General features: G+C 62.0%; 16 protein-coding genes. 2 read left to right on the top strand and 14 right to left on the bottom strand.

Translation table 11 applies throughout. The features are described 5' to 3' along the window. Positions 1-216: 216 nt before the first annotated feature. The 14 genes from V7747_RS01025 to V7747_RS00960 form a co-directional block, all read right to left on the bottom strand. Positions 217-1,233, bottom strand: a complete 1,017-nt coding sequence (locus V7747_RS01025) for an alpha/beta fold hydrolase (RefSeq protein WP_442909163.1) — start codon at positions 1,231-1,233, stop codon at positions 217-219. 223 nt (positions 1,234-1,456) lie between these two features. After that, entirely contained in the window at positions 1,457-3,580 is a 2,124-nt protein-coding gene (locus tag V7747_RS01020; RefSeq protein ID WP_335614203.1) for a TonB-dependent copper receptor, read from the bottom strand. A 96-nt stretch (positions 3,581-3,676) separates the two neighbouring features. Beyond that, positions 3,677-4,096 (bottom strand): DUF2946 domain-containing protein, encoded by a 420-nt coding sequence (locus V7747_RS01015; protein WP_335614202.1) that lies wholly within the window; start codon positions 4,094-4,096, stop codon positions 3,677-3,679. A 193-nt stretch (positions 4,097-4,289) separates the two neighbouring features. Beyond that, positions 4,290-6,413 carry a phosphatase PAP2 family protein gene (locus V7747_RS01010; RefSeq protein WP_335614201.1) on the bottom strand — a complete coding sequence of 708 codons (2,124 nt, stop codon included), beginning with the start codon at positions 6,411-6,413 and terminating at the stop codon, positions 4,290-4,292. A 210-nt stretch (positions 6,414-6,623) separates the two neighbouring features. After that, positions 6,624-7,448: a TonB family protein gene (locus V7747_RS01005; RefSeq protein ID WP_335614200.1), complete on the bottom strand. Its 825-nt coding sequence runs from the start codon at positions 7,446-7,448 to the stop codon at positions 6,624-6,626. Beyond that, positions 7,445-7,867, bottom strand: a complete 423-nt coding sequence (gene exbD, locus V7747_RS01000) for a TonB system transport protein ExbD (RefSeq protein WP_335614199.1) — start codon at positions 7,865-7,867, stop codon at positions 7,445-7,447. Before exbD ends, V7747_RS01005 begins: the two co-directional genes overlap by 4 nt. After that, positions 7,867-8,772: a tonB-system energizer ExbB gene (exbB, locus tag V7747_RS00995; RefSeq protein ID WP_335614198.1), complete on the bottom strand. Its 906-nt coding sequence runs from the start codon at positions 8,770-8,772 to the stop codon at positions 7,867-7,869. Before exbB ends, exbD begins: the two co-directional genes overlap by 1 nt. A 31-nt stretch (positions 8,773-8,803) precedes the next feature. Then, the gene (locus tag V7747_RS00990; RefSeq protein ID WP_335614197.1) at positions 8,804-9,184 is read right to left on the bottom strand and encodes a YbaN family protein; all 381 of its coding nucleotides are present in this window, start codon (positions 9,182-9,184) and stop codon (positions 8,804-8,806) included. Continuing rightward, entirely contained in the window at positions 9,184-9,810 is a 627-nt protein-coding gene (locus tag V7747_RS00985) for a biliverdin-producing heme oxygenase (RefSeq protein WP_335614196.1), read from the bottom strand. The genes V7747_RS00990 and V7747_RS00985 overlap by 1 nt, the downstream gene beginning before the upstream one ends. Positions 9,811-9,956: 146 nt before the next feature. Beyond that, positions 9,957-11,426 (bottom strand): surface lipoprotein assembly modifier, encoded by a 1,470-nt coding sequence (locus V7747_RS00980; protein WP_335614195.1) that lies wholly within the window; start codon positions 11,424-11,426, stop codon positions 9,957-9,959. Between the two features lie 120 nt (positions 11,427-11,546). Next, complete coding sequence (locus tag V7747_RS00975) at positions 11,547-12,293, bottom strand: Slam-dependent surface lipoprotein (RefSeq protein ID WP_335614194.1); 747 nt, start codon at positions 12,291-12,293, stop codon at positions 11,547-11,549. 99 nt (positions 12,294-12,392) lie between these two features. Further along, positions 12,393-15,431, bottom strand: a complete 3,039-nt coding sequence (locus V7747_RS00970; RefSeq protein WP_335614193.1) for a TonB-dependent receptor — start codon at positions 15,429-15,431, stop codon at positions 12,393-12,395. A gap of 119 nt (positions 15,432-15,550) precedes the next feature. Further along, positions 15,551-16,495, bottom strand: coding sequence for a FecR domain-containing protein (locus tag V7747_RS00965; protein ID WP_335614192.1), 945 nt, complete (start codon positions 16,493-16,495; stop codon positions 15,551-15,553). Beyond that, positions 16,492-17,010: a sigma-70 family RNA polymerase sigma factor gene (locus tag V7747_RS00960; protein ID WP_335614191.1), complete on the bottom strand. Its 519-nt coding sequence runs from the start codon at positions 17,008-17,010 to the stop codon at positions 16,492-16,494. The genes V7747_RS00965 and V7747_RS00960 overlap by 4 nt, the downstream gene beginning before the upstream one ends. A 269-nt stretch (positions 17,011-17,279) precedes the next feature. On the opposite strand from V7747_RS00960, the gene V7747_RS00955 reads away from it, so the two are divergent. Both V7747_RS00955 and V7747_RS00950 read left to right on the top strand, forming a co-directional pair. After that, positions 17,280-17,798, top strand: a complete 519-nt coding sequence (locus V7747_RS00955) for a sigma-70 family RNA polymerase sigma factor (protein ID WP_335614190.1) — start codon at positions 17,280-17,282, stop codon at positions 17,796-17,798. 2 nt (positions 17,799-17,800) lie between these two features. Beyond that, positions 17,801-18,781 carry a FecR family protein gene (locus V7747_RS00950; protein ID WP_335614189.1) on the top strand — a complete coding sequence of 327 codons (981 nt, stop codon included), beginning with the start codon at positions 17,801-17,803 and terminating at the stop codon, positions 18,779-18,781. Positions 18,782-18,917: the final 136 nt, after the last annotated feature.

Here is an 18,917-nt window from a genome sequence, read left to right as displayed (position 1 = left end):
TCCTGCCAGGCACCCGACTGCGGTGCCAATTCCTTTTTTCTTCTTGGTGAGCGGCTTTCGGCTGCTGCTGTTATGTGCTCAAACAGCCCCTGGCCGATCTCTGAGCATACGCGCTGGTTGGCGCACACGGCAACGCACGCAGCACAGCACAGGGGCGTGAAGCGGTACGTTGTGCACGAGGCGCGCCTGACGCCCCGTTGAGTCAGGGGGGCGGTGTTACTGGTTCAGTTGTGCCAGGCCTTTTAGCAAGGCTGCATGAAACTGCTCCGGCGCCTCCACTTGGGGTGAATGCCCCAGCTCAGGAAATTCCACCAGGGTTGCGTTGGGGATCGCCTCGGCGGTCGCGCGGCCCAGTTGCGGATACTGTCCCAACTGTTCGGCGATGGCCTCGGGCGCGCGGTTGGCGCCGGGGGCGGTGCGATCCTTGCCGCCGATCAAAAGCAGGGTTGGTGCCTGAATGTTCGGGAATTCATGCACCACAGGTTGGGTAAACAGCATCTCGGCGGTCTGCGCCTGATTCCAGGCGACGATCTCTTTGCCGGGGCCGGCGTACATACCGTAGGCCATCTCTACCCAGCGGTCGTACTCCGGCTTCCACTCGCCGTTGTAGTAGTACTTCAACTGGTAGTCCTTGATGCCCTGGTAACTGGTTTTCAGCTGCGCGCGATAGAGCCGGTCGATAGTCGCGTAGGGCACGCCTTTCTGCTGCCAGTCTTCCAGCCCGATGGGGTTGGCGAGTACCAGTTGCTCGACCTGTTCAGGAAACTGCAGGGCAAAGCGTGCGGCCAGCATGCCGCCCATTGAGTGGCCGATGATGGTCGCTTTAGGCACGTTTAGCGACTCCAGCAGCTCGCGCGTGTTCTCGGCCAGTTGCGCAAAACTGAACTGATAGCCGCGTGGTTTGCTGGAGCTGCAGAAGCCGATCTGGTCTGGCGCGATGACCCGGTAACCCGCCTCGCTCAGCACCTTGATGCTCTGCTCCCAGGTGGCGCCGCAGAAGTTCTTGCCGTGCAGTAGCACCAGCGTTCGGCCGTTTGCCTGGCCGGTTGGCTTGACGTCCATGTAGGCCATTTCCAGGTCTTGTTGCTGCGAGGTAAACGCAAAGCGCTCGACGGGGTAGGGGTACTCAAACCCTTGCAATTCGGGGCCATAATTGACGGTGGGATTGGCATGCAGGTTGGCGGCGGGCAGCAGCAGGCTGGCCCAGGCGCTAAAGAGAATGGCTTTATTCACGTACAGACTCCCGGCGTGATCGTTAACAATCCGATGCCCTCTGGGCGAGGCGCAAAGCCATCGCAGTCAAGGCAGGATTCGGCAGTATAGCAATGGCCACTGGGTTGGGCGGTGGCGGTAAGTGTCAGGATATGACGCTGGAGATAGGGCAGTCGCAGCGGGGTGGGCTGTTGCGCAGCGGGCAGGCGCCGCTGCGGCGGTACCTGCCCGTTATGGCGGCGTGTTAGAAGTCCAGGTCCAGTTTGGCCCAGAGCGTGCGGCCGGGCTCGTTGATGGCAATGGAATCGGCCGGGTAGCCAAAGGCCGAGTTGCCAGCCAGGTTCAGGTGCTCGGCGTAGGCTTTATCGAACAGGTTATCGACGCCGGCGCTGAGCTTGACGTGTTCATCCAGCCGATAGGCGGCGTTGAAGGAGAACACGCCAAAACCGGCGCTCTGGCCTACATCCTGCCCCACTACGTTGCCTTTGCCCTCGTCGATGCGGTTCTGCTCCGCCACCACCCGCCACAGCGCGCCAGCGCTCCAGTCGCTTTGCTCGTAGCTCAAGCCAAAGCGCGCTTCCAGCGGTGGCATTTGCGGCAGGGGTTGGCCGTTGCTGCTGTTTTTGCCCCAGGCGTAGGCGAGGGTGGTGTCGGCCTTCCAGTGGCTGGACAGGTCGTAGGCCAGGCCCAGCTCGCCGCCCATGATGCGCGCGTCTATGTTGTCAGCCTGGCTGCTGGCCATGCCCATCATGCCGGGGCTGTAATCGAACAGGATATAGTCGCGTATCTGACCCAGATAACCCGAAGCCCAGGCCTGCAGGTTGTTTTGCTGGTATTGCACGCCCACGTCCAGTTGCGTGGTTTTCTCCGGGCGAATGCCGTCGAAGGCATTCCGCGCGCCGCTGGGACCGGTGCTGGCCGAGAACAGCTCCCAGTAGTCCGGGAATCGCTCAACGTGGCCGAGACCGGCGTAGAGTGTTGTTGGTGAACTGGACAGATCCCGCTCGTAACGCACAAAGCCGCTGGGCAGGGTATCGCTGCGGGTTTCTCCGGCGGTGGGGTTGGGAGTGTTCATCATCATGCCGCGAATCTCGGCGCGGTAGTCTTTGGCGGAGGCGCGATCCAGCCGCGCACCGGTAATAACGCGGCTGAGCTCGGTCTGATACCAAGTCAGCTCGCCGAACAGGCCGTAGTTGTGCATGACGGCGTCCTTATCCCAGGCGAACTCGTCGGCATCGGTGTAACTGCCGCTCATCATGTCGTAACTGGAGCTGCGCTCGCGGTGCTCGCTGCGCAGGGCATCGACGCCCGTAATCAGCTCGAGGTCGTCCCAGTTGAAGGTCATGGCAACGCGGCCACCGAGGGTGCGGCGATCTACCTGTGCCGCCATCGGCATGGGCATCATGCTGGTGGGGTCAGGCGCGCGCAGGCGAAAGTTGTCCATGATGTGGTCGGCGTAGTTGTAGTACACACGGGCTTCGAGTTTGTCGATGGCGCCGAGGTTGCTGCGTTCAAAGCGCAGCCCCAGGCTCTCGCGCGCAAACTGGGTGCCGTCCATGCCGCGCCCGGCGTAGCGTGCTTCACCATCGCCCTTGCCGGCGCTGAGCTCCAACAGGGTGTCGCTGTCGGGCGTCCAGCCCAGCGCCACGTCGCCGTTCCACTTGCGGTAGCGCGAGGGTACGGTGTCGCCGTTGCCGTCTTGATAGTCGTCGGCCTGGGCCTCGTTGCCACTGATGCGCAGGTAGCCATCCTGGTTGCCAACGGCGCCATCTATCAGCTTGTCGAGGCGACCATCCGAGCCGGCCAGCAGGCTGGCATGCAGGCGGCTGTCGGCTTCGCTGAATTGCTCTGGCTCACGATCAAAGCGCACCGTGCCGGCCGACGCGCCAGGGCCCCAGATCACGCTTTGCGGACCCTTGATGACGGTGAGTTTGTCGAAGGTTTCCGGTGAAATATACGAGCTGGGCGCGTCCATCCGGTTGGGGCAGGCGCCGAGCATTTGGCCGCCGTTGGCCAGCAGGTTCAGGCGCGAGCCAAACATGCCGCGCAAGACCGGATCACCATTGGTGCCGCCACTGCGAATGGCCGAGAAGCCGGGGATGGTTTTCAGGTAGTCGGTGGCATCGCTGGCGGGCACCGGTTGGCGCGCCTGTTTGGGGTCGGCGATGATGGTCAGCGGTGAGCTTTGCTGTACGGCGGTGATCACCACCGGTGCCAGCTGCGCCGGGGCGACAACTGCATGATCGGCGTTATGGGCTGCGTGTTCGTTCGCCTGGCCAGCGCCGGCCAGGCCGGTGAGAAACAGTGAGAAGGCGATTTTCCAGCGCAGGGAGGGCGCCGCGATAGACAGATTCAGTGTTGGTTGCATTGTTGTATCCACAGAGTGCCAGCAGCCAGGGGCTGGCTTTAAAAACAGGTTGGTTGGGGTGGTGGCTGTGGACGTAACGGGCGGTTGGCGCCTGAATCAGGCGCTGATACCCGCTGCGTCATACGCAACGGGCGAAGCTCTGGGGTTGAGTGCAGGCCACTGGGCACGCGGTGGCGGCCGTGCCCAGTGGCTGGGCTGCGGCGCGGGAGGTGCGACTGCCGGTGGGTAATACAGCGACCAGCCCAGGCTGTTGAGGGCAATGCCGGAGCCGACCGAAGAACATAGCGGGCAGAGGGGCCCCAGGGTATCCATCTGCTGGTGCGTGCCCTGGTCCGGGTCCAGCTGCAGGCGATGCGTCTGGTTGTGACTGCCGGCGTTACAGAAGGCGATGCCGGCGCCACTCAACTGCAGTCCGCTCATTTGCCCCTGATGGAAGCCGCAGGTCAGCACGCTGAACAGCGTGCAGAGGTACAGGGCGAGGGCGATGGATAGCCGATTGTCACGGGAGAGCGTCATGCGCGAAATTCTAGCAGCAAGTCTGCCGAAGGGAGAATGTGCTGGCGTGGTCAAATGCCGCAGTCAGCGGTAATCGGCGCGCCGGGCAGCAAAGATACGGGGTGGCTGCACCGGTTGCCCGGCAGCGCGGTGATGGGCCGGCTGCCGGAGCAGTGCTTGCAATGGCGCTCCGGGCGGAGCGCCTGGTGAGGGGTTACTGAACGACTGCGGTGACGCGGTTGTTGCTGTAGCTCAGCTCTACGTCCACAGCAGAATCGACGCTGGTAAAGGTACCGCTGAGGCTGCCGGCAGTCAGCAGCACAATCTCGGTCCCGCTGGCCGGGGTGTAGCCTGCGAAGTCGAGCTGCAGATCGCCGCCTTCGAGATACAGGGTATCGGCGACCGTGACCTGCGCCGATGACTCTTCCACAGCGAGGTTCAGAGTGCCGCCTTCCAGGGTCAGGTTGCCCTGCAATGCCAGCGCGCCGTCCACATCAACCAATACGCTACCGTCTTCTATATACAGGTCACCTGTACCAAAGGCCGCCGTCGACGCCGCTTCCAGCACACCGCCCTGCACCAGGGTGCCGCCGCTGTATGTGTTGTCCCCGGTCAGGGTCAGGTGGCCAGTGCCGGCTTTGGTCAGCAGGCCCTCACCGCTGATGTCGTTTCTCCACCAGTCCTGCACGCTGAAGCCGCCCTGGCTGGCATCCATTTCGACTTTGACATCACCCAGAAAGGCGCCGTAGCCATCGGCTGCGGTGACCAGATCAAGCCGACCCCAACCGTTGGTGCCGTCGAGAATCGGGTAGCCCGAATCGATGGATGTGGTGTAGAGCACTGCGCGGCGTTGCTCTGCGCTCAGGTAGGGCTGGCGGCTGGCCAGCAGTGCTTCGGCGCCTTCCGGCACAATCGGGTCCTGACCGGCTTTGGACTCGTCCTGCGGCAGACCGTAGGTCATGCGGAAGCGGTACAGCTCCTTGTTGCGCGCGTGGTCATCGTACAGGCTGGTGTTATACACCTGAGTATTGATCATGCTGCCGTCGATCAGACCGCGCTCGTTCGTCACCGGCTGGTGGGCGAAGCTGTACAGATCGGTGTCTTGCTGCTCGGCCAGGCGACCAAAAACCTCCTGTGCCTGATTGTAGGCGGCGGTGGCTTCGTCCAGCAGATCCGGCTGAGCCAATGCATAGCTGGCCACCATCATCGCGTGGATACGGCCACCGATAACGTCTACCGGCGAGTGCATGCCTGCGACGATACGGTTCTCGCCCAGTTGCGAGCCGCGCGTGAGCATTTCCGAGTAGCGTTGCGGCAGCGCGTAAGCGTAGGCCATGGCGGCAAGATAACCGGCGTTGGTATGGCCGCTTGGGTAGCCGCCGTCCTTGCGACGGTTCTCAGTGCTTTCAGTGTAGAGCCCCTTGTCGTGATCGCCGGTGCTGTGGGCGCGCCGCGCGCAGGTCAGACCGGGTACCAGCTTCACGCTGGTGGTGTACTGGTCGGTCAGTTGCACCTTCAGGTTGCCATCGACGTCGTAGCAGTTGTGATTGGCGGTGCCGAGAAAGTCGATGGCACCGGTGTCGGTCATGCGCCAGGGGCGCGGGGTCGAGAAAATGTATTTGGCGGCGTTGGTCGAGGCGGGCGAGCGCTGGCGGAACGCCTCCACCAGTGTCACGACCGCGCCCAGTTCGGAGGTTTTGCTGCCGGCCCAGGCAATGCCATCGTTGTTGCCGGAACCGAAGTTCACGTCCTGCAGTACCTGATTCACGGTGGGTACCGGCACATCCACGTAGGCACCCGAGCCGGCGACATAGGCCTCGGTCAGCGGGCCATAGCCATCGATGACGCTGTAGTTCTTGGAGCGTACATCGTCCAGAAAGGCCTGAATGGCCTGGTCATCGGTACGCTCGCGGGTGACATCAATTACGTAACCGATGTTGGCTTGCCAGGCGTTGGCGTTGACGATGGGGTCGTTCAGATAGTCGTCAGGGCCATTACCGGAGGCGCCTTGCTGGTAGCTGTCTGTCGTGCCTTTCCAGATCTGATTGATGTCGCGCAGCAGGTAGGCGATGGGATTGTCATCCAGCACCCAGCGCAGGGTGCCGTCGGCGTTGTTCTCTGCGTTAACGATGACCGGCGCCGGGTACGCCATTTCAGGCACAGCAACCGTCTGTGCGCTGCCGAGGCCAGCCGGCTTGGCCGGTTTTTCGATAACGGGATTGCCAGCGGAGTCGTCTTTATCGGAGCTGCCGTCGTTGCAGCCAGCCAGGGCCAACGCAATGGCTGCAGCCAGCGCCAGGCGCATCGGCAGCGTGGTCGCTTGTGGATAAGAATTCATTCGGTTCTCGCTTCGTTGTGGGTCGTCAGAAAAGGGAGCTACCGGGCGAGAAGGAACACTGTGGGGGAAAACCAGCCCGCTTGGCGCGAGTGAGGATAATGGCCGGGTGTGACGTTCCTGTTGCAGCGATTGATTTTCATTTGCGTGGCGAAGGTTTAACGAAATGCCCGTGCTAGAGCTGTTTTGGTGAATGATGCACTGGGCTGTGGGTTACAGCGAGAAAAACACCGGCACGGTGAGAGTGATCTGTTCGCCGCTGATTTCCGGTGGCGGCAGCGGCAGGGGCTCGGCGCGCTTGGCCAGGGCCAGCGCCTCGCGGTCGAGAGTGCGCGCGCCGCTGCTGCCGGCCAGTTCAACGGTAATGACCTGACCACTGCGATTCATCGTCAGGGTGATGGTGGGCATGCCTTGCTGATGCGCGCGCAGGGCCTGCCGGGGATAACGCTTGTGCTGTTCTAGGTGGGCGTAGAGCAGTTGCTCCCAGTGTTGACGGGCGTCCAGTTGCTGCTGGCGCAGGGCACCCTGGGCCGGTGCCTGCAAGGTCTCGCTGTGCTGCACCGACGCGGCGCTCGGCGGTGCACTGGTCTTGGCGGCAGTCAACTGGTCGGCGCTGGGGTTGAGCGGCTCGGGCAGCATCTCTGCTTGCTCTGTGGGCGGCGCTTTGGCCGGTTGGTGGACGATGGGTTCGGGCTCTGGCTTGGGCAGGGCGACCTCGGCCTGGGCCTGGTCTGGTAGGGCTGGCAGGTCCGGCTGGCCTTGCTGCGCCGTCTGAGGGGTCGCGCGCGCAGCGCTCGCCTGCACCTGTTGTGGCCCCGGTGGTAGATCGGTTACCGGCTGGCTTGGCGCTGCCAATGGCATCACCAGTTCGATCGCCATGGGCGCGGCCTGCGGTTGCGGCGGCAGTGGCCGGGCGGGTTGCCAAAGGCAGGCAGCCAGTGCCAGCAGGTGCAGCCCTGCCGCCGCCAGCATGGCCATCAGCCAGAAGGGCGCGGCCGAACGAGGCTGGCTGCGTGCGGGGCCGGCCAGTGGCGTCATGGGTTGCGTTCCAGGCCGACCAGCGCGACCTTTAGATAGCCAGCACTGCCCAGGGTGTTGATTACCTCGGTCAGGTCGCCGTAGCTGATTCCTTGGTCGGCCCTCAGGAAAATACGCTGCTCGGTGTCGGGTGCGGCAATGGCCAGGGCCGCCGGAAGCTCAGCCAGCCTGAGTTGTTGCTGCTCGCCGAGCGTCAGGCTCAGGTCGGCCTGCACGCTCAGATACAGCGGTTCCTCGGCGGGCGACTGTGCCTTGGCGGTGGAGGCTGGCAGGTCCACCGGAACGCTGACGGTGGCCAGGGGCGCGGCGACCATGAAGATAATCAGCAGTACCAGCATTACATCGATAAACGGGGTGACGTTGATCTCGTGGTTCTCGGTCAATTCATTGCCGGTGCTGGAGGGGGGCTTGAACGCCATCAGTGTTTCCCCAGGCTGATCGGCAGTACGCTGCGCGCGCCATCAACCGGCCGGGGTGCGTGCTGGCGATCCAGGTCACGGCTGACCAGGGTCAACAGCGCCGTGGCAATGTCGCCCAACTGCGCGCGATAGCCGTTGATGGCGCGGGCAAAGTGGTTGTAGATCACCACCGCCGGAATCGCGGCGACCAGCCCGAAGGCGGTGGCCAGCAGGGCCTCGGCAATGCCAGGCGCGACCACCGCCAGGTTGGTGTTCTGTGATTGGGCAATACCGATAAAGCTGTTCATGATGCCCCAGACGGTGCCGAACAGCCCAACGAAAGGCGCCACCGAGCCGATGGTGGCGAGTAGGCCGGTGCCCTTGTTCATCTGATTGCCAGCGTGAAGCTGTACCCGCTCCAGCCGCGCGCCGACGCGTTCCTTGATGCCCTCGTCGCTGGCTGGACCGCGTGCCGAGAGCGCCAGTTCATGTGCGGTGGCGTGCAGCAGATCCATACCAGCGCCGCGCTGCTCGCCGCTCTGCTGCTGTGCATAGGCGAAGTGCTCTGCTTCCACCAGCAGGTGTAGTAGACGATTTGCGCGACGGCGCGCCCGCGCCAGCTGAATCAGCTTGCCGACCCAGACCGACCAGGTCAGCAGCGAGGCGAGCAGCAGGCCTATCATCACCGATTTGACTACCCAATCGGCAGCCAGGTACATACCCCAGGGCGACAGGTCATGGGGCAGCTCGGTGATCACTGGTGCGGCTGCGGTGCCTGCGCTATCGGCCTGCGCGATGGCAGTGTTACTTTGCTCAGACGATGCGACAGTTTGGCTGTCGGCGGCGGTTACCGGCGCCTGTGCCAAGGCGATTGTGCTGAGCGCCATGGCCAGCAGGGGCGTGCAGATCAGGGTGAAAAAACGCATGGTGAAGGCTTCCTGGCGTTGAGTGCGTCGGTCAGGGTTGCGGGCAGGGCGGTTCCGGGCGGGTGCACAGCCAAAGCAGTACCAGACACATACTGCTGGGGATCAACCACTGTATCCATGGGCTGGGCGCGGTGAGGCAGATGAGCGGCATACTGATGAACATGCTGATGCCGGCAAACCACTTGGCGCGGCGCGGAATGGCCCGGTGTTGCTGCCACTGCTGAATCGGCGGGCCAAAGCGTGGGTGAGTGATCAGCCAGTCTGCCAACGGCGGCCAGCCTTTGCTGGCCGCCCAGACCGCCAACAGCATAAAGACCGTGGTGGGCATGCCGGGCAGTACCACGCCAATCAAGCCCAGCGTGACAAAGCCGAACGCCAGTAGGCGCCAACCCAGCCGGATCAGCAGTTGCATCAGCTGGCAGCAGCCGGTTGATTGTCGGCCATCAGCTCTTCTACCGAGGCACGTACAAAGGCGAATGCGTCGCGCGCACCAGCAACCGCTTGGTCGCGCTCGGCGGCGCTGAGATTCAGGGCGTCCAGTGCCTGCTTGAACTCGCGCCAGTGCAGCCCGCGGCCATCGCTGTGGCCGACCAAGTGGCGAGCGCCGAAGGTTTCGGATAACCCCAGTTGCTCACGGGCATGCTTGAGCAGAAATGCCGCGCCCAGGGTGGAGCCTTCGTGGGTGTAAAGCCAACCGATGGCGCCGATGGTGCTGGCATTTTGGGCTGCGCACCCGGCGCTACGGTCTGCTTCCTGCTGCTCGGCGGTGATATCAAAGTCGGCACAGTCGAGAATGATCGCCTGTAGCCGGCTGCGCTCGGCCAGGCCCGGCAGCAGTGCTTGCAGCGCCGGATTCTGGTACAGCGGGGCGGTGGCGTAGTGCAAACGCAGCTGCATACGCAAGAAGCAGGCAAAGCGCTCACCACTGGAGAACGGCGCCAGGGCCATAATGCGTCGATCCAGGCTCTCGTGGGTGGAGGTGGTTTGCTCCTTGAGGTAGCTGCTCAGCGGGAGGGGCGGGGTAACGACCTGGGTCATGACGAATCCTTGGGGGCGGGCGTGATCAGCAGACAACGGCGTTATGCCTGTTTGCGGTTTATATCTACACAACGAACGAGCAGCCCTGATCCCGTAATCAATTAGTGTGTTTTTTTGCATTCGGGTTCGTCAGTAGCTGGCATTGATCAAAACAACTTTTCAAAGCGCAGGCTCAACTGAGTTCGTTGGTAGGAATACAGCCAGCCAATACTGCTGCGAACCTCGGTGTATTTCAGGCTCAGATTGGGAGTAATGCCCTGCCAGGCCAGGTGGGGAGCGCCAACAATTAGCGTGTGATTGGTTTCGTCATCGCGCCGCAGGTCTCCCAGTAGCGCACTGTATTGCGCGTATTCGCGGTGACGAAACGAGCTGAACAGGCTGGCGCGAAAGCCGCTTTGCAAGGTCAGTGCCGCGCCGAGGCGTATTCCGCCTTGCTGGTAGCCGTAGGCTGTTTCATCGGTGCGGCGATCGGTAAGATCTAGCCCGCCAAACAGCGTCCAGCGCGGCGACAACACGTGCCAGCCAGTAGCGAACAGTGCGCTGCTGCTGCCATCGTTGTAGCGGAAAAGGGTGTCTTGATAGCGCATGTCGCGGTAGCTCGCTTCCAGCTTGATGGCGCTGTGCCGGCTGAGTTGATGCAGCCACTCGGCGCGTGCGCCCCAGGCAGAATACAGGCTCTCGTTGCCGACGCGGTTGGTCTCAAACGAGGGCGCGAGCGAATACTGGTTGCGCGCGCTACGGTAGCTGTAACCCAGGTTGGTGATCAGCGTGCTTTCGTTGTATTCGCTGTAGTTGTTGTAGCTGTAGCCATACAACAGCGCGCGGGCGTAGACGCCGTGATGGCCGCTGAGTGCAACGCGGCGATTAAGGGTGGCCTCGTAATCCAGCCCGGCGGCGCTAACAGCCTCCGGCAAGGTGCGGCGCACGATACAGGCGCCGAGCGTAGTCGCCAGCAGGCAAGTATCGCTTTCCGAGCTCTGGTTCAGGTTGTCGCTCCAGGTTGGTCCCAGGTTGAGCGAGCCTTGCCAGCCCTGGCGCTGCTGCAGTGCAGCCAGAAAGCGGCCCACACTGGTACGTACGCCGTTTGCCTGCGGATCCTCTGTGGGTAGTTCGGCCTGAATCTGCCGGAACAGGTCTTCTGCTGCACGGTCTTGCTGGTTCTCGAACAGCACGCGGGCCAATTCCAGCTGGCCGGGTAGAAACCTTGGGTGCAGGCGTAGCAGATGACGAAAGTGCGCTTCAGCCTCGGCAAACTCGCCGCGCACGCGGGCCAGCATGCCGTCGGCGTAGGCCAGTAGCAGGGGGTCGGCGTCGGGCAGGACGCGGTAGCGTTGCAAAAAAGCGCTGGCGGCCTGCCACTGCTGATGGCCGAGCGACAGGTAAAGCGCGCGGCCCAAGTCGTTGGCGTTGTTGCCGATGGTGAGGGTTTCGCCATTGAGGATAATGCTGGGCTGCTCATCCAGCTCGCCCTCCAGCAGCTGTTGTTCCTGGGCGCTGGCGTTGCCTTCAATACGCTGGTTGAGCCGCAGGTTGGTGTCTTCGTCGGCGGCCTGTAGCGCGGTGCTGCCGAGCAGCAGAATAGGGGTGAAAATCAGTAACGGATGGAGGCGTAACATAAGTGCTCTTGCTTGGCTGGCCGTGTTGCGCGGCCGGAACGGGCAGGGCCGAAGCCACCTCTGCAGCGGTGACTCCGGCCCGGTATCAGCACCTGCCATGGCGGTGGCAGGTTAGCGCGATCAGTCCTTAGTGCCGCCGAAGGCGGTGTCGTAATCGCGATTGCTGAAGGTGGCGATGCCGGCCAGAGCGGCGGCGTTGTTGCCGAAGAAGTTGCCGGTAACCACCCCGTCGGAAACGAAGCCCGCTGCACCATTGGCGCTCGCATTGGTGCTGCTGATATTACCTGCGCTGTCGAAGCTGGCGCTGCCGATATTCACCGCCAAATTGCTGTTGGACAGGCTACCGGACAGGCTGTTGGTGCCAAAGTTGGCAGTGAAGGTCCCGCTCATCAGATTGCTGCCGGAGTAGTCATTGATGCCGGCCACGCTGTAGGTGGCCGTGCCGCTGGTGGGCACGCTGGTGCCGCTATTGTCACCGACGTAGTACACCGTGCGGCTGCTGTCGCCGTTGGCACTGGTCTGGGACCACTCGCCAAAGTAGACGTTGGCACTGCTGACCTTGGCGAAGTTGAAAACGCCCATGCCGCTGTGGTCGGGTTCGTTCACATTGATCGGTGCGTTCAGGGTGTAAACACCGTTGCTCGTGCTGCTGTAGCTACTCAGGCCCGCGAAGTCGACTTTTGCGCTTTTGCCAGTGGTGTAAACACCAACGCCAGGCAAGCCGGCAGTATGCGGGCCGAATGGCACGATTGAGGTGCCAACTTCGATATAGGTGTCGTCGCTTTCCGCGCCAATAACGGCGGCCTGCGACAGGGCGCTGACACTCAACAGACTGGTGGCGAGAACAGACAGATACATTGCTTTCATGTGAATCACCTTATGTTTGATATATGAGTTGTACTGCGCTTGCTTGGTTGTTTTATTGCTCTTGGGTGGTGGCGGTTTACCTCCTGTTTGCGGGTTGAATCAGAACTGCGCCGTGAGGCTCAGTTTCAGCGCGCGGCCGGGGGCCGCGACGGCGGAACGCGAAGTGGGGTCGATGTAGTACTCGTCGGTCAGGTTGCTGCCGACCAGTTCCAGAGTGATGTCGTCTTTGGGCTGAAAGCTGACGTAGGCGTCGTAGGTGGTCACGCTGCCCCAGGACAGTGGCAGGTTGTAGATGGCCAGCTTGTTGGTTTCGGCGTTGGTCTTGTAGTCGTCCAGGTCGCTGTTTTCATGCTTGCTGTAGTAGGTGACGCGGCTGCCGAGTTCGAGCTTGTCGTTGAATAGCCGGCCGCCAATATTGAGGTTGGCCGAGTAACGCGGGATGGCGTGGGAGATCAGATAACCGCCCATAAACCCGTTCTCGACACAGTCGGGCACCGAGCCAAAGCGCGGGTCGGCCAGCGCGGCGGAACTCTCGTCGCAGACTTCGTTTTCCAAATTCCAGGCCAGGCTGAAGTCACCAAACAGACCGCCGTTGTCGTAGCGGGTTTGCAGCTCGATGCCGCGCAGGGTTTGCTGGTCAATGTTGTAGAACAGGAAGTTGGTGCTGCGCTCTATCACGTCTTTGGTACGGTGCTGGTAGTAGGCCAGCTTGAAATCGGCGTAGCGTTCGGCGTTGAGCAGACCGGTGAGGTTGTGCACGTAGCCGATCTCGTAGTTGAACGCGTGCTCAGGTTTGAGGGTGTAGAACGGGTTGAGCGAGGCAGAAAAGCCGATGGTGCTCTCGAACATGCTGGGGTAACGCACGGCCTCGCTGTAGCGCAGGTAGACACGGCTGGCATCGCTCAGGCGCAGGGCGGCCGAGGCGACCGGGGTCCAGTCGTGACCGCGGCGGGTTTTGACGGGGGTGGCCACGACCGCCGTTGTTCCCGGGCCACTGCCAATGGTGCAGTTGCCGGTAAGGTTGTCGATGTTGTCTAGGGTGTCGTTCAGGCAGGCATTGTTTGCTCGGCTGTAGCGACCATCGCTGTCGGGTCGCCAGTCGACCACATGGGTGGCGGTGTAGGTGGTGCTCAGGTTGGCAAGAATCTCGGCAATTTCAGCCTCGGAGAAGCCGAAACCTTCCAACTGTGGCCGTGTGCTTTCCCTCCTTGCCTCCATTTCTTCATCGGTATAGGTCTCGATAGTGCGATAAGTCGCTTCGTAGTGCGTTTGGACCACGGTGTTAATCAAATTGCCCGCTGCCTGCTGCTCGGCCAGAAAGTCATCCTTGGCCCAGTAGGATGAATAGCGGGCGCCCAGGTCCAGGGTGAGAAAATCGGTGGGGCGCCAGTCGAAGTTGAAGTTGAACTCGCGCTCTTCACGGCGCCCGGCACGCGGGAACATGCGCCAGCCATCGTCCACGCCACCATATTCGTCACCGGAGCGCAGCTTCTCGTGCTGGTAACTGCCGCCCAGGGTCAGGTCCAGGCTGCTGGCCAGCGCCAGCTGGTTGCTCAGGGTAATGCCCACGCGGTTCTGATCGGCGTTGGCTACGGCGGTGTTACGCAGCACCGGGTCTGCCCAGGTGGCGTAGTTGGGAAAGCCGCCAGCGCTGTAGGTGTCGCTCTCGGTACGCGTGGTCCAGAGGTTGGCGTACAGGTCGATCCAGCGGTTGTCCGGGTTGAACTCGTATTCGAGGTTGTAGGCTTTGGCATCCACATGGCTGAGCGGCCATTGCACCGCGCCCTTGTCGTCGGCGTTGGCCAGCCGGGTAGGCAGGATTTCGCCATAGAGCATGTCGGTGTCGCGGTAGCCGAAGGTCAGGCTGTGGTCGTCGTCGAACTTCCAGCGTGCCTTGAACAGCCAGGACTCCATTTTGCTGGAGGTGTTGGGCACCTCGTCACCGGGGTGAAAATCCAGCGCCAGGCTTTGCGAGTATTCCTGGGTGCGCTCACCGGTATCCGGCTGTGAGTAGAAGCCCGCGCCGTTTTTGCCGGAGAAGTAGTTGCCGTGCTCGCGAAAGGCGTAGGCACCCAGCAGCTCGAAGCGCTCCTGCCGGGTGCCGAGCGCCAGCCGGTAGGCGTGATCGTTGCCCGACAGCAGTTTGTCGTCGCTGCTGGTCTTGAGGTTGACGCGCAGGGTCGGATCGCTGCTGGGTACGCTCGGGTTCATCGGGAAGCCCGGCACTTCGTAATAGTTTTCACCGGTGTGCAGCTCTGGGATGCGCGGGTTGACCGTGTTGTTGCCGGCCTCCAGTTTCAGTTCGCCGCCAAAACTATCGCCCTCGGCCAGGATATCGTCCACGTCGATGGTGCTGGCGACCACGGCGCCGCCCACCGAGCTGTTGACGTTGCGTTCGATATTCGGCCCTTTGATCACCTTGATGCCGCCGATCAGGTTGGGGTCGATGTAGCTGCGGTTGGACGCGCCGTTGTACCCGCGCCAGACCGACATCGCCTGTTCGGTGCCATCGATGGTGAGCGGTACTCTGCCGGGGCCTTGAATGCCTCGGATGTTGGGGTCGAGCGCGCCGCTGTTGCGGGCATCGCCGGTGTAGACGTTGAGCATGCCCTTGAACACATCGGCAGGGTTGGTGCCTTTGTAGCGCTCGATTTGTTCCTTGCCGGAATAGGCGCTGGAAATGTTGTCATCGTAGATGCCGTCGTATCCGGCTTCATCGCGGCTTGGCAGATAAAGCGCGGTGCCTTGCACGTTCAGCGGCGCCAGTTGAATGGCGCTGGCATCAATCTGCGGACGGTACAGGCGCCAGGCGTTGTCGGCTTGACGCTGGGCACGCAACCCGCTGTTGGCGAGCAGGGCAGCGAGACCCTGATCGATGCTGAACTGCCCCTGCAGGCCGGAGCTTGGCTGGCCGCGGGACAACGAGGCATCAAGGTAAAGCTCAATGCCGGCATCCAGAGCAAACTGGTTGAGTACCTGGTCGAGGTTGCCGGCGGGAATGTTGAATGACTGTGTGGCGCTGCTCTGTGCCTGAGCTGCGGTGGCCAGGCTGCCCGCGCCAAAGGCCAGGCCGACGTTCAAGCCTATGTGCAAGGCGAGTGCAAGAGGTGTGTGGCGTAATACTGAACCGCGTGACATGGGGCGCTTCCCTTTCTCGTGTGCTTGGTGTTGGCAGTGTTTCCCTGTACACCGAACGAGCGTGCGAAACCCGTAACGCAAATGCGAAGTATTTTTATTTGAAGTTGTTCAAGGGGAACTCAGACTGTGTCGATGCTGACCCAGTAACGGCTGAAGTAACGTACTCGTACCGGCAGTACCTTGGGCAGGCGAGCCAGGGTGGCATCGGTATCGTGCAGGGAAAACACGCCGGTGATCTGCAGCACGGCCAATGACGGATCGATGCGCAGCACGCCTGGGCGGTAACGCCCCAGCTCGGCAATGAAGTGGGTGAGTGGCAGGCGCTCGGCCACCAGCTTGCCTTCTGTCCAGGCCGGGGCGGTAGGGTCAACCACCTGCGGCGTGGCAATCAGCGAACGAGAGAAACGCGTGGCCTCGCCGGCTGCGAGTACGGCGCTGCTGCCGGTTGCTGCCAAGCTGATCTGTACATTGCCGCTGAACACACTCAGTTGGCTGTCGTGGGCATATTGGCGCAGGCAGAAGCGGCTGCTCTGCGGGGTGATAAGGCCATCACGGCAATGCAACTGTAATGGCAATGCGTTGGTGTTGCTGGTTACCAGCAGTTCGCCCTGCAACAGCTGTAGCTGATGGCCGCTGGCGCTGCTCTTCAGGTTGAGGCTGGTAGCCGTATTGAGCAGCAGCCGGGTACCGTCGGCCAGCTGCAGCTCGCGGCGTTCACCGGTGCCGGTACGCTGGTCGGCGGTCAGCGGTTGCCATTGCTGCCGGCTGCCCATGGCTGCTAGCCCGGCGCCGCTGCACAGGAGTCCGGCGATGGCCAGCATACGGCGGCGGGACACCTCGTTACGGCGGCCGAGGATACGGCTGGCTCCGTCGGTCGGTACCGCATCAAAGCGCAGCTGTAGTTGTTGCAGTTGCTGCCAGGCGTGCTCGTGGGCCGGATCGGCCTGACGCCAGTGCGCGCAGGCAGCATGGTCTTGCGCGGTAGCGTTGTCAGACCACAGGCGTGCCATCCAGTGCGCCGCCTGGCTGATCTGGTCCGGCGACAGTCGATCGCCGCGATTCACTGCTCCATCTCCAGTGCGGCTTGCAGGCAGCTTTGCAGCGCGCGGGCGACGTATTTCTCCACCGACGAAACCGATACCTCCAGCTCTTCAGCGATCTCGCGATAGCTCATGCCATCCAGCCGACGCATCAGCAGGGCGCGGCGCACGTTCACTGGCAGGCCCTGCAAAAGGCGGTCGATGGTCATCAGTGCCTCGACGGTCTGGGCGCGTACTTCGGGAGAGGGATGCATCGCCTCGGGCTGGCGGCAGAGCTCTTCCAGGTAAGCGCTTTCTATGCGGCGACGTCGATACAGATCGATCATCAGGCCCTTGGCGATACGGGTGAGGTAGCCGCGTGAATGTTCGGCGGGTGGCAGCTTGCCGTTGGTGAGAAGGCGCAAATAGGTGTCCTGCACCAGGTCGGCGGCACTGTGCGAGCAGCCCAAACGTCGTTGCAGGAAGCCGGATAGCCAGCTGTGATGCTCGCGATAGAGCTGATCCATGTGGTGCTGCAAGGTAGGGTCGCGAGCGGTCATGTTGATGGCATCCGTAAGGTATCTTCATCTTAAATGAGAATAGTTATTATTTATGCTGTTCGATCCGTTCCGCCCTGTCAATCCCTGTGGGGGGCTGTTTGCTGCTTGACAATACCGGCCAGCTCAAACAAATAATGATAATATTTATCGTTTGATACTTATTCTTGTTTCCGTGCGTGGCCGTCTGGCTGTGCGATGTCGGAGGTACTTTTGTTCAGTCTTTCCTACCTGCACTCGGCAGCCTTGTTGTGACCGACACATCGAGCCCTATGGCTAGCCAGGATCTTGGCGGCCTGCGTATGGAGTTGCGACGTTTCATGGGTAAGCGCATGAACAACGCCGCCGATGCCGATGATCTGGCGCAGGATGTGTTTGTGCGCTGGCTGGACAGCACGGCAACGCAGCCACTGCACCAGGCGCGGCCATTGCTGTTTCGCATCGCTCGCAACCTGATGGTTGATCACTGGCGCCGTCAGCAGATACGCAGCGGTACAGGATTGGTCGAGCTGAATGAGCAGCAGGCCGAGCAGGATGATGCGCTGCAAACCGAAGGACCGTTGGCCATGGTAGAGCAACAGCAACGCTTGCACAGACTGGCTGAAGCATTGGAAGATCTGCCGCCTAAGCGCAAACAGGCCTTTGTCTTGCACAAGTTCGATGGCTTGTCGCAGGCGGCAGTGGCTCGGCAGATGGGGATTTCCTTGAGTATGGTAGAAAAACACATCGCGTTGGCCATGCTGCACTGCCGTCGCCACGCCCAGTCCCGTGTCTCGGGGCAGGGAGATTGAGCATGTCGAGACCGGGTGAGCACCCTGTGCAGCAGATCGACGAGCAAGCCGCGGAGTGGTTTGCCCGGCGCCGTGGTGAGCGCTTCAGTCAGGCAGATGAAAGCCAGTTTCAGGCCTGGTTGCAGAGCAGTGATGCGCACACGCAGGCCTATGCCGACCTAGAGCTGATCTGGCGCGACATGGACAGCATGGCTCCCCCGCAGCAGAGCCCTGTCGAAGCGGCCTCTGCAAACAATATTGTTCACCTGCGGCGTCGCTGGCCACAGCGCTTTAGCGCGATTGCCGCCAGTGTGGTTTTGCTGGCCGGCCTGCTGGCGGTCACGCTGCTGGTAGAGCGGCCCGAATATCAGCTGACGGTGCAGGCTGAGGCGGGCGAGCTGCAAGCGTTGGTGCTGGCTGATGGCAGCCAGGTCACCCTGAACATGGGCTCCAGCGCGCAGGTTCGCTATTTCGATGACCGCCGCGAGGTCAGTCTGCAAGGCGAGGCTTTTTTCGCGGTCGCTCGCGATGCGACACGCCCCTTTGTCATCCAGGTGGGCAGTGCCGAAGTGCGGGTGCTGGGCACCCGGTTCAACGTACGGCAGGGCGCTGACACGCTGGATGTCGCGGTAGAGCACGGCAAGGTCGCGGTGAACGCCGGCTCCCCGCGTATGCCTGCGGTCCTGCTGTCGATGGGCGAGTCGGTGCACGCCGACTACCGTCTAGGTCAGCAGCAGATGAGGCCAATCGCGGCAGATACGGTAGCTAGCTGGCGTAGTGGGCAACTCATGTTTCAACAGCGCCCGTTGGCACAACTGCTGGACGAGCTGTCGCGCTATCTGGGCAAGCCGGTGCTGCTGAACGCCAACGCGCTGGCTGATTATCCGCTGTCAGGCAGCCTGGATATCTATCGCCCACAGGACTTTCTGGCCTCTTTGCCCTTGCTGTTACCGGTACAGGTGAGCAGCGCAGACGATGGCAGTGTGACGGTCGAAGCCCGCTAGGTTAGCTGCTTTGCGGATGGCTGGGGCCGCGCTCCGATGCGGTCGCTTTAATCTAAATGAAAATATTTTTCATTTTCAGGTGTGGGTTTCCTTCGCTGTTGCGTTCTCTGGATGAAAGCAATTGAGCATCACATCA

The sequence above is a fragment of the Halopseudomonas sp. genome, assembly GCF_036960865.1.
Taxonomy (GTDB): domain Bacteria; phylum Pseudomonadota; class Gammaproteobacteria; order Pseudomonadales; family Pseudomonadaceae; genus Halopseudomonas.
The sequence above is the reverse complement of the archived record's forward strand: the minus strand, read 5'-3'. Positions and strand labels throughout refer to the sequence as shown.

Bases quoted from the DNA above. Each gene is read 5' to 3' on its own strand.
- V7747_RS01020 (WP_335614203.1), bottom strand. From the start codon at position 3,580: ATGCAACCAACACTGAATCTGTCTATCGCGGCGCCCTCCCTGCGCTGG.
- V7747_RS01015 (WP_335614202.1), bottom strand. From the start codon at position 4,096: ATGACGCTCTCCCGTGACAATCGGCTATCCATCGCCCTCGCCCTGTAC.
- V7747_RS01010 (WP_335614201.1), bottom strand. From the start codon at position 6,413: ATGAATTCTTATCCACAAGCGACCACGCTGCCGATGCGCCTGGCGCTG.
- V7747_RS01005 (WP_335614200.1), bottom strand. From the start codon at position 7,448: ATGACGCCACTGGCCGGCCCCGCACGCAGCCAGCCTCGTTCGGCCGCG.
- exbD (WP_335614199.1), bottom strand. From the start codon at position 7,867: ATGGCGTTCAAGCCCCCCTCCAGCACCGGCAATGAATTGACCGAGAAC.
- exbB (WP_335614198.1), bottom strand. From the start codon at position 8,772: ATGCGTTTTTTCACCCTGATCTGCACGCCCCTGCTGGCCATGGCGCTC.
- V7747_RS00990 (WP_335614197.1), bottom strand. From the start codon at position 9,184: ATGCAACTGCTGATCCGGCTGGGTTGGCGCCTACTGGCGTTCGGCTTT.
- V7747_RS00985 (WP_335614196.1), bottom strand. From the start codon at position 9,810: ATGACCCAGGTCGTTACCCCGCCCCTCCCGCTGAGCAGCTACCTCAAG.
- V7747_RS00980 (WP_335614195.1), bottom strand. From the start codon at position 11,426: ATGTTACGCCTCCATCCGTTACTGATTTTCACCCCTATTCTGCTGCTC.
- V7747_RS00975 (WP_335614194.1), bottom strand. From the start codon at position 12,293: ATGAAAGCAATGTATCTGTCTGTTCTCGCCACCAGTCTGTTGAGTGTC.
- V7747_RS00970 (WP_335614193.1), bottom strand. From the start codon at position 15,431: ATGTCACGCGGTTCAGTATTACGCCACACACCTCTTGCACTCGCCTTG.
- V7747_RS00960 (WP_335614191.1), bottom strand. From the start codon at position 17,010: ATGACCGCTCGCGACCCTACCTTGCAGCACCACATGGATCAGCTCTAT.
- V7747_RS00955 (WP_335614190.1), top strand. From the start codon at position 17,280: ATGGCTAGCCAGGATCTTGGCGGCCTGCGTATGGAGTTGCGACGTTTC.
- V7747_RS00950 (WP_335614189.1), top strand. From the start codon at position 17,801: ATGTCGAGACCGGGTGAGCACCCTGTGCAGCAGATCGACGAGCAAGCC.